The organism is Aquirufa beregesia (genome assembly GCF_011090385.1).
Taxonomy (GTDB): domain Bacteria; phylum Bacteroidota; class Bacteroidia; order Cytophagales; family Spirosomataceae; genus Aquirufa; species Aquirufa beregesia.
The window spans coordinates 215,784-230,065 of record NZ_SEWW01000003.1; the positions used below are offsets into that span (position 1 = coordinate 215,784).

Annotated in this window: 9 protein-coding genes; 7 read left to right on the plus strand and 2 right to left on the minus strand. The window is 40.1% G+C overall.

The window, feature by feature from the left end:
- The first annotated feature begins 12 nt into the window (after positions 1–12).
- Positions 13–1,878 carry a hypothetical protein gene (locus tag EWU23_RS06990; protein ID WP_166230201.1) on the plus strand — a complete coding sequence of 622 codons (1,866 nt, stop codon included), beginning with the start codon at positions 13–15 and terminating at the stop codon, positions 1,876–1,878.
- Positions 1,879–1,936: 58 nt separating this feature from the next.
- On the opposite strand, the gene EWU23_RS06995 is transcribed toward EWU23_RS06990, so the two are convergent.
- A complete protein-coding gene (locus EWU23_RS06995) occupies positions 1,937–2,314 on the minus strand; it encodes a DUF1573 domain-containing protein (RefSeq protein WP_166230203.1) in 378 nt (125 codons plus the stop codon).
- Positions 2,315–2,478: 164 nt separating this feature from the next.
- On the opposite strand from EWU23_RS06995, the gene EWU23_RS07000 reads away from it, so the two are divergent.
- From EWU23_RS07000 to nuoK, 4 genes are read left to right on the plus strand one after another with little or no spacing between them, the layout of a single operon-like run.
- The gene (locus EWU23_RS07000) at positions 2,479–4,899 is read left to right on the plus strand and encodes an alpha-ketoacid dehydrogenase subunit alpha/beta (protein ID WP_205753105.1); all 2,421 of its coding nucleotides are present in this window, start codon (positions 2,479–2,481) and stop codon (positions 4,897–4,899) included.
- Positions 4,899–6,083 carry a 4Fe-4S binding protein gene (locus EWU23_RS07005; RefSeq protein WP_235942168.1) on the plus strand — a complete coding sequence of 395 codons (1,185 nt, stop codon included), beginning with the start codon at positions 4,899–4,901 and terminating at the stop codon, positions 6,081–6,083. Before EWU23_RS07000 ends, EWU23_RS07005 begins: the two co-directional genes overlap by 1 nt.
- Positions 6,080–6,601, plus strand: a complete 522-nt coding sequence (locus tag EWU23_RS07010) for an NADH-quinone oxidoreductase subunit J family protein (protein WP_166230205.1) — start codon at positions 6,080–6,082, stop codon at positions 6,599–6,601. Before EWU23_RS07005 ends, EWU23_RS07010 begins: the two co-directional genes overlap by 4 nt.
- Positions 6,594–6,899 carry an NADH-quinone oxidoreductase subunit NuoK gene (gene nuoK / locus EWU23_RS07015; RefSeq protein WP_166230207.1) on the plus strand — a complete coding sequence of 102 codons (306 nt, stop codon included), beginning with the start codon at positions 6,594–6,596 and terminating at the stop codon, positions 6,897–6,899. The genes EWU23_RS07010 and nuoK overlap by 8 nt, the downstream gene beginning before the upstream one ends.
- Here nuoK and uvrC read toward each other — a convergent pair.
- Positions 6,896–8,704: an excinuclease ABC subunit UvrC gene (gene uvrC, locus EWU23_RS07020; protein ID WP_166230209.1), complete on the minus strand. Its 1,809-nt coding sequence runs from the start codon at positions 8,702–8,704 to the stop codon at positions 6,896–6,898. The two genes, nuoK and uvrC, sit on opposite strands and share 4 nt — an antisense overlap.
- A gap of 522 nt (positions 8,705–9,226) precedes the next feature.
- Here uvrC and EWU23_RS07025 point away from each other — a divergent pair.
- Positions 9,227–12,466 carry a SusC/RagA family TonB-linked outer membrane protein gene (locus EWU23_RS07025; RefSeq protein ID WP_166230211.1) on the plus strand — a complete coding sequence of 1,080 codons (3,240 nt, stop codon included), beginning with the start codon at positions 9,227–9,229 and terminating at the stop codon, positions 12,464–12,466.
- A 30-nt stretch (positions 12,467–12,496) separates the two neighbouring features.
- Positions 12,497–14,254, plus strand: coding sequence for a RagB/SusD family nutrient uptake outer membrane protein (locus EWU23_RS07030; protein ID WP_166230213.1), 1,758 nt, complete (start codon positions 12,497–12,499; stop codon positions 14,252–14,254).
- Positions 14,255–14,282 lie beyond the last annotated feature (28 nt).

The window sequence follows — 14,282 nt, forward strand, 5'->3', positions numbered from 1 at the left end:
CCTTATTTTAACATGAAACATACAGTTAGCATCTTATTCATATTCATTTCGAGTTTAGCTTGGGCACAAAATCCCGGAGCAAAAACAGAAAAGGATTTTTATGAAATTAAAACCCTACCGATTCCTCAAGATATATACTTAGAAATTGGAGGAATTGCGACCATGCCTGATGGTCGTTTGGGTGTAAGTACCCGTCGTGGGGAAATTTGGATTATTGATAATCCTTATCAAAAAGAAAGCCATCAAACCTATTATCGTCGATTTGCCAGTGGGATGCATGAAATTTTAGGATTGGCCTATAAAGATGGTGCATTTTATTGTTCTCAGCGAGGTGAATTAACTAAAGTAACAGATACCGATCGAGATGGAGTAGCAGATCGGTATGAGCCTATTTATCAATTTCAACTTTCTGGAAATTATCATGAATATACCTATGGTCCTGTATTTGATAAAAACGGTGATATGTGGGTAACACTCAATTTGGCCTGGGTGGGGTTTGGAGAAGGTAAATTTTCTAAATGGAGAGGTTGGTTAGTGAAAATTAGTCCAGATGGGAAATTAGAGCCTTTTGCAGCAGGTTTACGCTCTCCGGCAGGCTATAGTATCAACCAAGAGGGGGATATTTTTTATGGGGAAAATCAGGGAGACTGGGTTGGATCGGGTCGAGTGACTCATTTAGCGAAAGGAGATTTTGCAGGTAATCCTGGGGGGTTAAAGTGGGCAAAAGAACCGAATAGCCCCTTTAAGTTGACCTTAGATGAAATTCCAGACAATGGTTCACCTATGTTTGAAGCCGCTAAAAAAGTGAAAAACTTGAAGCTCCCTGCCGTATGGTTCCCTCATGCCATCATGGGAATTTCTACATCCGATATTTTACAAGATACCACAGGCGGCAAATTTAGCCCCTTCCCTGGTCAGTATTTTGTAGCTGACCAAGGACAATCCAAAGTGATGCGTATGGGCTTAGAAAAAGTGAATGGTGTTTATCAAGGGTTCTGTATTAATTACCGAGAAGGATTTCAGTCGGGTATTTTGAGAGAGCGATTTGGTTTAGATGGAAGCATGTTTGTGGGTATGACTTCCAGAGGATGGGGCTCAACGGGCAAAGATGATTTTGGCTTACAGCGTTTGGTTTGGAATGGTTTAACTCCTTTCGAAATCAATATGATTGAGGCCCGTCCAGATGGATTTGAAATTAGCTTTACACAAGCCGTAGATGTAAATTCTGTAAAAAAGGCGGCATCTTATGCTTTGAGATCCTATATCTACAAATACCATCACCAATACGGTAGTCCGATCGTGGATGTGAAAGATTTGGCTATTAAAGGCATTGTTGTTTCTGCGGATAAAAAGAAAGTTCGTGTCGTTTTGGATCAAATTCGTCAATATTTCATCCATGAATTTAAATTGACTGGTGTGAAAAATGAGGCAGGAGAGCTCTTGTTGCACGAAACGGCCTATTATACCTTAAATCAAATTCCTGCGGGAGATAAAGTGCTATTGAATGCATCGAATAGCCCAATCGTAGAGAAAGTAGCCCTTGAGAAAAAAATGTCTAAAGTAGATCCGGCTAAGACAACTACGCTTATATCTGATAATGAGGCCATGGCTTTATTGAAGAAACATACTTGTGTGGCCTGCCATGCTAGGGAAGAAAAATTAATAGGTCCTTCGTTTACGGATATTTCAAAACGTAAGTATAGCGATAAGCAAATTTTGGCATTGGTCTATAAACCTAATCCTAAAAATTGGCCAGACTTTGCTACGGAAATGGCTCCCATGTCGCATGTGCCAGCCAAAGACGTGTTGAAAATTGCTTCTTGGATTAATGGCCTAACTCAGAAGAAAGCCAATGATGCCCTGATCAATCGGGATTAGGACATAAAAAAAAGTCTCCTTGAGAAAGGAGACTTTTTTATTTGAGATAAAACAAGCCTTAAGCTTTCGGTTTAACAGAACCTGAAATCATCAAAATGATCTGAGAAGTAGAACCATTGTTTATCACCGTAATCGTTTTGCTAAAGTTTCCAGGTCTACCTGTTGAGTTGTATGACGCAGTTACTTTTCCCATTTTACCTGGCATGATGGGTTCTCTAGTCCAATCTGGAGTAGTACATCCACATGAAGGCTGAACATTGGAAATAACCACAGGTGCATTGCCTGTGTTGGTGAATTCAAAGCTGTATGTCGCTTGAACTCCTTCGGCAATAGTACCGAAATCGTGCTTTTCTTTTTTGAATTTAAGAGCTCCTTGGGCGTTGGATTGAAATGCAAAACCTACTAACAAAGCCAAAATACCAATTAATTTTTTCATGCTTTTTCGTTTGAAATTTTTCAATGTATGTATAGCAAAGCTATAACAAAGCAAAGATTCAGCAAAAGAATTCACTTATTTTTTATCGAAGAATTGAAGGACTCAGTATTTGGCTCACGATTATTTTATCGTATTTTTACCTCGTAAATTTTAACAAATCTCCTTTGATTCTACCAAAGCCAACCCAATTTTCACGTGTTGAGATTGAATTCAATCCAGACAAAGTGTTGGAAGATTACCGTTTGGCAGTCATCAGCAGGCAATGTAGCCTACTAGTACGGAAAGAAGTTTTTTCTGGTCGAGCCAAATTTGGTATCTATGGCGACGGTAAAGAATTGTGCCAAATAGCCCTTGCGCGTTCTATGCGATTGGGTGATTATATATCAGGTTATTATCGGGATCAAACCATTGGAGTAGCGATTGGGGACTTAACTTGGCCGCAATATTTTGCTCAACTTTATGGGCATCCAGATCGACAATTCGATCCTCATTCGGCGGGCCGACAAATGAATAATCATCATGCGACACGCTGGTTGGATGATAAGGGAGAGTGGTTAGATCAAACGAATCAATACAATTCTGTAGCGGGAGTTTCATCTACTGCCATGCAAATCCCTAGATCATTGGGGATTGCCTATGCTTCTAAAATGTATCAGTTTAGAGAGGATTTGTCCGAATTAAAAGAGCATTTTTCCAAAGATGGCAAAGAAGTATGTTTTACGACCATCGGGGATGCTTCTACATCGGAAGGGATGTTTTTTGAATGCATCAATGCGGCAGGGGTTTTGCAAATCCCCATCGTATTTTCCGTTTGGGATGATGGATATGGTATATCTGTACCCATTGAATATCAAACTACTAAGTCTTCTATTTCTAAAGTTTTAGCCGGTTTCCAGCGGAATGATCAAGAAAAAGGATTGGAGATCATCCAAGTGAAAGCCTGGGATTACCCTGGTTTGATTCAGGCTTATCAAAAAGCAGCCCAATTAGCTCGAGAAGAATTTGTGCCATGTTTAGTTCATGTGATTGAATGTACGCAGCCTCAAGGGCACTCGGCTTCTGGTTCACATGAACGTTATAAATCAGCGGACCGATTAGCTTGGGAGCATGAGGTGGATTGTAATGTTTTATTTCGCCAATGGGTCTTGGATCAAGGTTTTGCGAGTGAGGAAGCTTTAAAGGAGATCGAAGAAGCAGCCGTATTGGAAGCAAGAAAGTACCAAAAGGAAGCTTTTTCGGCTTATATGGCTTCAATAGAACCCGATAAAAAAGCATTTTTACGGGTAGCCCAAAATTTAATGGAATCTACCAATGAAGGGAATCTATTATCCCCGATTTTAGATGAATTAAAACAGCTGCCTTATCCTATATTCAGTGATTTAGTGCGTGCTGGAAGAAAAACGTTAAGGGCGTTTCGGGTCTACCAGGGTCCAGCAGTAAAATTGTTGAGGAAATGGTTAAGTGAATTAGAAGAAAGAAATCGGAGAAGATTTAGTTCACACCAAATCAGCGAATCCGTACATTCTCCATTGCTAGTAAGTCCAGTAAAACCTATCTACAAAAAAGAGGCGATTTTCGTAGATGGTCGTGAGATTTTAAATAAAAGTTTTGCACATTTCTTAGAGGATCCACGTGTATTCATTTTAGGGGAAGACGTAGGTAAAATAGGGGATGTCAACCAAACTTTGGCAGGATTACAGGAGGTATTTGGGGATCTAAAAATTACCGATACGGGAATTCGAGAAATAAGTATTGTGGGTCAAGGTATTGGAGCATCCATGCGAGGGTTGAGACCTATCGTTGAAATACAATATTTGGACTATATCTTTTATCCATTCCCTATCTTGTCGGACGACTTAGCCTGTTTGCATTATCGAACAGCTGGAGGACAAAAGGCTCCTATGATTTTACGGACTCGTGGCCATCGTTTAGAAGGTATTTGGCATTCAGGGAGTCCGATGGCCGTGTTGATTAATGGACTACGTGGGATACATTTTTGTGTACCTAGAAACATGACTCAGGCAGCAGGTATGTACCGGACACTGTTGAAAGGAGATGACCCCGGTATTGTGGTGGAGTGCTTAAATGGTTATCGGCTGAAGGAAGCTTTGCCTGAAAATTTAGATGAGATTACCGTACCTCTTGGTATACCAGAGGTATTAAGAGAAGGTACTGATATTACGATTGTTACCTATGGTTCCATGTGTAGGATTGTGATGGATGCTTCAGAAACCTTGTCTACGATGGGTATTTCGGTCGAAGTGATTGATGTTCAAACTTTGTTGCCATTTGATCGAACACAAAGCATTGCCGCTTCGATTCAAAAGACACATCGGGTGCTTTTTGCGGATGAAGATATGCCAGGTGGAACTACCGCTTATATGATGCAAGAAGTGTTAGATAAACAAGGAGCCTTTGCTTGGTTAGATACCCCTGCTCGTTGTTTAGCCGCGCCTCCACATCGTCCAGCTTATAGCTCGGATGGCGATTATTTCTCTAAGCCTAATGTAGAGAATGTGGTAGATACGATATATGAAATGATGAGAGAGTCTGATCCAGGGCTTTTCCCAGCTATCTATTTCTAATGATGTCCTCCATAGCCCTTTATTTCCAAAACATTAAATCCGCTATCTCTAGTACGCGGAAAGGCTTGGCTTTAACTTGGAAACACGCTTGGAATGCAAGGAAACTAAGAACGATTCAAAATGTACAAAATGCGGATTACTTCAAGTTAAATGAAGGTGTTTTTACGTTACAATATCCCCATCAAGAAATTCCCACTCCTGTCAATGGTCGGTATCAATTGCATAATGAAATGGACGATTGCATTGTCTGTGATAAATGTGTCAAGGTCTGTCCAGTAGATTGTATTGAAATAGAACCCATCAAAGCTACGGGTTTGGTTGGTTATACCTCCGACGGTTCTCCTATTCGTCTATATGCCGCTAAATTTGACATCGATATGTCGAAATGCTGTTTTTGTGGGCTTTGTACGACGGTTTGTCCTACCGAATGCTTAACGATGACATCGGAATATGATTTCTCCGTATTTGATGTCAAGGAGCACAATTTTTCTTTTGCCAATTTAAGTCCAGAACAGGCGGCTGAAAAGAAGCAATTGTATGAGCAGTTTGTCGCAGAAAAAGAAGCATTGAAACAAGCCGCTAGCAGTCCAGTAGATGCAAAAATATCTGACCTACCTGCTGCCGCCAAGCCAGCCTTTAAGCCAAGCTTTAAGCCTAAGGCGGAGGAAGTGAAAGCGGATGCCCCTACCGAAGAAGTGAAACCTGCCGCCAAGCCAGCCTTTAAGCCAAGCTTTAAGCCTAAGGCGGAGGAAGTGAAAACGGATGCCCCTATTGAAGAAGAGAAACCTGCTGCCAAGCCAGTGTTTAAGCCAAGCTTTAAGCCTAAGGCGGAGGAAGTGAAAACGGATGCCCCTACTGAAGAAGAGAAGCCTGCTGCCAAGCCAGTGTTTAAGCCAAGCTTTAAGCCTAAGGCGGAGGAAGTGAAAACGGATGCCCCTACTGAAGAAGAGAAGCCTGCTGCCAAGCCAGCCTTTAAGCCAAGCTTTAAGCCTAAGGCGGAGGAAGTGAAAACGGATGCCCCTACTGAAGAAGAGAAGCCTGCTGCCAAGCCAGTGTTTAAGCCAAGCTTTAAGCCTAAGGCAGAGGTGCCGAAAGAGGCCCCTCCCGCTGAAGAGGAAAAGCTAGCAGCTAAGCCTGTATTTAAACCAAGTTTTAAACCTAAGCCACCCACCACAGAATCATGAATCCAATGATTGCTTCATTTTTGGTATTGGCTGGATTGACATGTGCTAGCGGCTTGGCTATGGCATGGACAAAAAATCTATTGCATGCTGCCTTAGCTATGTTTTTATGCATGTTAGGTTTGGCTGGTTTATACGTCATGGCCTATGCCGACGTAATGGCGGTGGCCCATTTACTCATTTATGTGGGTGGTGTGCTGATATTAATTCTATTTGGTATCATGTTGACACATAATACTAGAGCCGACCAATATGAGACACATAATGATTTGTGGACCAAGCAATCTGGACGTTTTTGGGCTTTTTCCATCAGTCTTTCTATATTCTTGGGTTTGCTTTGGATCCTTAATCGATCCATGGCCTCGTTTGGTATTGTTTCAGGAGAGATGCAGAGATCTTCTAAATTGACACATCTAGGACTCGCCTTATTGACCGAATATTCCTTTGCTTTTGAATTGGCAGGGGTTTTTCTTTTAATTGCATTAGTGGGGGCCACTTATATTGCGAAACACCATGAATGATATTCCATTAAGCTATTTTTTGATAGTAAGTGCCTTATTGTTTTCTATAGGTTTGGGCATTATGTTGCTCAAGCGCAATATGATATTTGTGTTGATGGGGATCGAGTTAATGCTTAATGCCGCGAACTTAAATTTAATTGCTTTTTCTCGTCAGGATGATCAAATGCAGGGAATGGTCTTTTCCGTATTTGTATTAGTGATTGGTGTATGTGAAATGACCGTTGCCTTGGCCATTATTTTACAAGTTTATCGTCATTTCAAAAACATTGATTTGGGTGCAGAGAAATCTAGATTTTAATCCACCCAATTTTTGATTTGATTCTTCAAGCTTAAAGCCTTCATTTTTCCCAAGACCTTTTCTAGTTCTTCCATAGGCGCTTCATCGATATGTTTGATCGTGCCAAATTTTTTCAATAGTTTCTGGGCGGTCAATTTGCCAATTCCATCCAGTTCTTCCAAATGGCTTACGATAAAATTCTTACTGCGTTTATTTCGATGGGCGGTGATACCAAATCGGTGAGCCTCATCGCGCAGCTGTTGAATCAGTTTAAGCGATTCTGATTTTTTATCAATGTATAGGGGAAGGCTGTCTTCTGGGAAATAGATTTCTTCCAACCTTTTCGCAATTCCAATGATGGGAATCTGACTGTAAATCCCAATGGCTTTTAAGGCATCACAAGCGGCACTTAACTGGCCTTTCCCTCCATCGATGATAATTAGGTCGGGAAGCTCAGCTTCTTCCTCTAATAAGCGAGAGTATCTTCTGCCCACTACTTCAGTCATGGTGGCAAAGTCATTAGGTCCTTCCACGGTTTTGGGTGTGAATAGTCGATACTCTTTTTTGGCAGGTACACCTTGCAAAAAGCAAACCATGGCAGAGACGGGGTTAGTACCTTGTAAATTGGAGTTATCAAAACATTCAATTCTTTGGGGTAATTTACTTAGATGTAAATCATTTTTAAGGGTTAAGAGGATGCGCATTTTACGATCGCCACCACTTTCTTCAGCAGCTTTCCGATCAGCTTTTTCTTTTCTGAAATACAAGACATTTTTTAAAGACATGTCTAGCAACTTTCTTTTATCCCCCATTTGAGGAATATTGTTTTTGACACCTTGAAATTCAATGGCCATGGGAATGTTGGAAATGATTTCTTTGGCACTGCTGTGAAATTCATCTCTTTTTTCCCAGATGAGCATCGTTAATACATCGGCTTCCTCCTCATTTAATTTTTTCTTTACTTCCCAAGTTTGGGATTGAGTAATCGTACCATTGATCACTTTCATGAAGTTGATATAGGAAAGTTGTTCATCTGAAACGATGGAAAACACATCTACATCGTGAATCGCCGGATTCACAACAGTGGACTTAGCTTGAAAGTTTTCTAGGAGTTGCCACTTTTCTTTCCACTCTTGGGCTTGTTCGAAAGCTAGCTTTTCTGCAGCGGTTTGCATTTTCTCCACAAAAAACTGTTTGGGTTTTTGGTAGTGCCCTTTGAGGATTTGGGTGATTTGTTCGATGTATTGTAAATACTCGTCTTCGCTTTGTAAATTTTCGCAAGGGCCTTTACAGTTGCCAATGTGATATTCCAAACATACTTTAAACTTTCCGTCATCTATGGAGCTTTGTTTTAAAGCCAAGGAACAGGTTCTGATAGGAAATAGCTGGTGCAACATTTCCAATAAGGCGTTCATGGATTTAGGATTGGCAAAGGGGCCATAGTAGGTTCCCATCTTGTGATCGATTCTTCTAGCTGTTAGTAAGCGAGGGAAGCGTTCATGACTCAAACAGATGAAAGGGTAGGTTTTGTCATCCCTTAAAAGAATATTGTATTTGGGCTGAAATTGCTTGATTAACGTATTTTCCAATAAAAGAGCATCAAATTCAGAATGCACAATGGTAAATTCTAATTTGCTGATTTGTTGGACTAGTCTTCTTGTTTTGGTGTCGTGATTTTTCGGATTAACGAAATAGCTGCTAATTCTATTTTTTAGGTTTTTGGCTTTTCCTATATAAATGATGGTATTATGCACATCAAAATACCGATAAACACCGGGTTCTTCTGGTAGAGAAGCTAGTATGCTTTTAGGGTCGAAGCTATTCATAGCTCAAATTTAATAAATTCATTTTGAATATTGTTTTTAGGATTTTTCTAAGAAAGTTTATTTTGATGGGTATTTTTATTTGCTTTTTTAGTTTATTTTTTTGCTACAAAAGTTAAGGTGGGGGAGACGTTAACTCATAATCACAAATTAATGGAATCTTAACACAGTTCTATTGTACCAACATAATTTAATATACAGTCATTTTGAGCCGTATATTGGTAAATGATATTATGCCATTAAAAAATTGCATTTATTATTTGCAGATACGTATTGAATTATACATATTTGGGAGTAACCTGCACCGTAGGACAGTGTAGGATAGTTAAGTTCTTAGAAGAATTATATCATAAGTATAGGCAAATGTCAACATGTGGCGAGCTTGTTTGTGGTATTTTTTAAAGAATGTGTCCTAGTTCTAAAATTATTTAAACAAATAAAAAAATGAAAGGAGGTCTGATGGTTTAAAAAATGGCGATTATCCAAACGCATAATTTTAAATAAATAATTAATCAACTATTACTTATGAAACACAATTATTATCAAATTTTCAAAAGCTTCTTATTGCTAGCCATTATGGTGCTTGGGAGCTTTGCGTCATTTGCTCAGGACCGTAAGGTTTCGGGTAAAGTGGTTGGTACTGATTCACAAGGTATCCCAGGCGTGAGTATATTGGTAAAAGGAACCAATACAGGAACCACTACTGACATTAATGGTGCATTTTCGGTTTCAGTTAAATCTGGAAACGCAGTATTATCCATTTCCGCAGTAGGTTACAAAGCAAAAGACGTTACTGTAGGTTCACAAGCCTCTATATCGGTTACATTAGAAGAAGATGTTAGCCAATTGAGTGAGGTTATCGTAACAGGTTATTCAGTAACTAACAAAAAAGAATCTACTGCTGCAGCATCGATTGTTAAAGCAAAAGATTTACAAATTGCCCCTTCAGGAAACGTTGAGCAACAATTACAAGGTCGTGTAGCTGGTGTTACATTGATTACTAACGGTCAACCAGGAACTAACAGTATCATTCGTGTACGTGGTTTTGGTGCTTTCGGTGGTAACGAGCCATTGTACATTGTTGATGGAGTACCCGTAGGTTCTACAGATTTCTTATCACCTGATGATATTGAAAGTACTACGGTATTAAAAGATGCGGCTGCAGCTTCTATCTATGGAGCTCGTGCTGCTAATGGTGTAATCGTTTATACTACTAAGCGTGGTACTAAAGGAAAAAAACCTTTACAAATTACTTATGATGGATTGTACGGTGGTACAGATCCTAACGTTGGAGGAGCTCCAAAAATGTTAACTCCACAAGAGCAAGCAGATTGGACTCACGTAGCATACCGTAACAATGCGGCAGCTAACGGAACAGCAGCGTCTTATTCTCATCCACAATATGGAACATCTGCTCAAGCTACTTTACCAACATATTTGCACTTTAATGGACAAAATGGTGTTAGAGGCGCAGTAGACATGGCCGCTGCACAAGCTGCTTATGCTGCTAACCCATTGACTACTTTTGCGATTCGTCCAAACGTAGCTGGTACTAACTGGTATGATGAGATTACTCGTTTTGGTAATACACAACGTCACTCTTTAGGATTCAGTGGTGGAACAGACAATGGTCGTTTCTACATTGGTTTATCAGCTCAAGAGCAACAAGGTATCTTGTTAGAGAATGATTTCCGTCGTTATTCAGCTCGTTTCAACTCTGAGTTTGATTTAGGAAAGCATGTAAGAATTGGAGAGAACTTACAGTTCACTTACCGTTCAGTTAGAGGTCAAGCAGGAGGAAACGGTGGTTTAGGTATTGCGGGTGATGAGTCAATAATCTTATCAGCTTACCGTATGCCAACCGTAATCCCTGTTAGAGATGATTTTGGTAGTTTTGCTTCTACTAGAGCGGCAGGTTTCAACAACCCTCGTAACCCAGTTCGTTCATTAATGACTAACCAAATCAATGACCAAAACTACAATGCTAACGCAGTAGGTAATGTGTACGTTGAAGTTGAGCCAATCAAAGATTTGATCATCAAATCAAGTATTGGAGGTCAATACAATAATTCATACTTTGTAAACTATAACTACAAGTACTTAGGAGATTCTGAGCCAGAAGCATCTGACAGTTTCTCTGAAGGTTCAGGTTATTCATTTGCATGGGTATTCTCTAATACGGCTTCTTACAAATATCAGTGGAGAAAACACGGTATCAAAGCTTTAGCTGGTATTGAGTCATTGAATACTGGCCGTGGCCGTGGTATTTCAGGGTCGGGTATCAACCCATTCTCAATGGACTTAGACTTTGTAACCTTGAACGCTGTTCAGTCGCCAGTAGTTAACTCTAACTTATTCAGTGGAGTTAATTTCTACTCATTATTCGGTAAAGCTGATTATAACTTCAATGAGAAGTATTATGTAACTGCTGTGGTTCGTCGTGACGGTTCATCTCGTTTCGGTTCTCAAAACCGTTACGGTATTTTCCCTGCATTCTCTGCAGCTTGGCGTGTAACATCGGAGGAATTCATGAAAGATCTTCCAGGTATCACGGATTTGAAAATTCGTGGAGGTTGGGGAGAAATGGGTAACTCAAACAACGTAGACCCTGCTAACCAGTATTCATTGTACGCTGCAAGACGTGATATTTCTTTCTATCCAATTGATGGTCAGAGCTCAGGAGCTAACGAAGGTTATATCCGTTCACGTATTGGTAACCCAGCTGCTAAATGGGAGACTTCAGAGACAACGAACATCGGTATTGATGCTACTTTCTTAAATGGTAAGTGGGAAGTTGTATTTGATTTATGGAGAAAAGATACACGTGATTTGTTATTCAACGTACCTCTTCCTGCGGTTGTTGGTCCTAACGCATCAGCACCATCTGTTAACGTAGCTAAAATGCGTAACCAAGGTATCGACTTCCAAGTGATTAACCGTGGAAACATTACTAACGAGTTGAAATACGAATTGACTTTCAATAATTCATTCTTGAAAAACGAAATCATCGCATTTGCTCCAGGTATTGGTAACTTAACAGGTGGTGGTTTCCGTGGTATTACACCAGTTCGTATGGAAGTAGGACGTTCATTGTCTTCTTTCTATGGTTACAAGGTACTTGGATACTTCAACACAGCTGCTGAGGTGACAAGTGCTCCTTCTCAATCAGGTGCAGGTGTTGGCCGTTTCCGTTATGCTGACATGAACGGAGATGGTAAAATTACTCCAGATGACCGTACTTATTTAGGTTCTCCAGTACCTACTTACACAGGAGGTATCAACGTAGGTTTAACTTACAGAGCATTTGAATTGAACATGTATGTATATGCTTCTGCAGGTAATAAAATTTGGAATCAGTCTAAGTGGTTTACTGATTTCCACGGATCATTTGAAGGATCTGGTAAAGGAGAGCGCGCTAAGCAATCTTGGACTCCAGCTTTAGGAAACAATGCTTTAGCTCCAATTTGGGAATCAGCATCAAACATTTCTACCAATGGTGCAGAGAACTCATGGTATGTTGAGGACGGAGATTACATCCGTTTCCAGAATATCTCTTTTGGATATAACATTCCTTCGAAATTCTCTTCTAAGCTAGGTATTAAGCGTGCGAAGTTGACTCTTTCTGCTAATAACTTGTTGACATTCACTAAATACAAAGGTTTAGACCCAGGTGTAGGTGGTGCAGCCGATACTAGTTTTGGTATTGACGTAGGTAACTATCCAGTTACTCGTTCATTCAACGCTGCTATCAACTTGTCATTTTAATCCGCGAAAGCCAATTTAAATTAAAATAAAATGAAAAAATATCATATTTTAAAACGATTAGCCTTAGTAAGTGCATCTGCATTTACCTTGACATTCGCTTGTAAAGATCAGTTTTTAGAAGTTTTGCCTACAGGTTCGTTAGCTCAGGCGCAATTGACTTCTAAGGCTGGTGTTGAGGGTACTTTGATTGGAGCTTATTCTGCTTTAGCAGCAAAAAACTTTACTCAGGTAGCTGCTTCTAACAACTGGCTTTGGGGTTCCATCCTAGGTGGAGAGAACAACAAAGGAACGGATGCGGGTGACTTTTCATCTATTAACCCGATGCAACGTTATGAGTCTTCTCCTGTATCAGGAGATATTAATGGTACTTGGCAAGCAAAATACGAAGGTATTGCACGTGCTAATGCAACCATTAATCTAGCTAATGAGTCAAAAGCTCTTTCTGCTGCTGAGAAAACTCGTATCATTGCTGAAGCTCGTTTCTTACGTGCTCACTTTTACTTTGAGTTGAAGCGTTTATTCAACTCTGTTCCATACGTTGATGAGACGATGGATTATGGTAAAGGAATTGAGAAAGTAGGTAATTCACCTGATATCTGGGGTAAAATTGATGCAGATTTCAAATTTGCTTATGACAATTTGCCTGAGACTCACTCTTCAGCGGGTCGTGCAAATAAATGGGCAGCTGGTGCTTACTTAGGTAAGTCTTTGTTGTACCAAGGAAAATTTGCAGAGGCTAAAGCTCTGTTCACAACGGTAATTGCTAGTGGTAAAACTACCAATGGTAAGAAATACGGCTTGGTTCCAAGATTCCAAGATGTATTCAATGCAGCGAATGATAATAACGAAGAGGCAATATTTGCCATTCAGTCATCTATGAATTCAGGTAGTGTAACGAACGCGAATGCATTCGACGTATTGAACTATCCATACAATACAGGTACTGATGGTCCAGGTAACTGCTGCGGATTCTTCCAACCTTCATTTTCTTTAGCGAATGCTTACCGTACCAAAGATGGTTTGCCATTATTGACTGAGACGAATGGAGCTCCAGCTTACAATGCAGCTGAAAATGCGGTGAAGCATGACTACAAGTTAGCTTCTAGTGAGTCATTTACTGAAGATAACGGTCCTTTGGATCCACGTATTGACCACACAATTGGTCGTCGTGGTATTCAATACTTAGACTGGATCGAGCACCCTGGTAAAAACTGGATTCGTGACCAAACTTATGCAGGTCCATATTCTCCTAAGAAATATGTTTACTACAAAACTCAGGAAAATACATTGACTGATGGTTCTGGTTGGACACGTGGTTATGCAACCCTTAACTACAATATCATCCGTTTTTCTGATGTATTGTTAATGGCTGCTGAGGCTGAAATCAAAGGTGGTGGAAGTTTAGCTACTGCGTTAGGTTATATCAACCAAGTACGTAACCGCGCAGCTAATCCATCTAGCTTTGTTAAAAATGCTAAGACAGGTGAGTTAGAAGCGAACTATGTGATCGCTCCTTATACTGCATTTGCTAACGCAGATGAAGCTATGAAAGCGCTTAAAATGGAGCGTATGTTGGAGTTAGCTACAGAAGGTCACCGTTTCTTCGACTTAGTTCGTTGGGGTGATGCAAGCAAAGTATTAAATACATACCTTTCTTATGAAGGTGGTATTTTGGTTACGATGTTTGGTGGGGCTAAATTCACTACAGGTAAGGAATATCTTCCTATTCCACAAGCTCAAATTGATATCCAAGGAACTTCTATCTTGAAGCAAAACCCTGGTTATTAATCATTCGATTTAAATTCTTGAAAAGGTG

Bases quoted from the DNA above. Each gene is read 5' to 3' on its own strand.
- EWU23_RS07030 (WP_166230213.1), top strand. From the start codon at position 12,497: ATGAAAAAATATCATATTTTAAAACGATTAGCCTTAGTAAGTGCATCT.
- nuoK (WP_166230207.1), top strand. From the start codon at position 6,594: ATGAATGATATTCCATTAAGCTATTTTTTGATAGTAAGTGCCTTATTG.
- EWU23_RS06995 (WP_166230203.1), bottom strand. From the start codon at position 2,314: ATGAAAAAATTAATTGGTATTTTGGCTTTGTTAGTAGGTTTTGCATTT.
- EWU23_RS07025 (WP_166230211.1), top strand. From the start codon at position 9,227: ATGAAACACAATTATTATCAAATTTTCAAAAGCTTCTTATTGCTAGCC.
- EWU23_RS07010 (WP_166230205.1), top strand. From the start codon at position 6,080: ATGAATCCAATGATTGCTTCATTTTTGGTATTGGCTGGATTGACATGT.
- EWU23_RS07005 (WP_235942168.1), top strand. From the start codon at position 4,899: ATGATGTCCTCCATAGCCCTTTATTTCCAAAACATTAAATCCGCTATC.
- EWU23_RS06990 (WP_166230201.1), top strand. From the start codon at position 13: ATGAAACATACAGTTAGCATCTTATTCATATTCATTTCGAGTTTAGCT.
- uvrC (WP_166230209.1), bottom strand. From the start codon at position 8,704: ATGAATAGCTTCGACCCTAAAAGCATACTAGCTTCTCTACCAGAAGAA.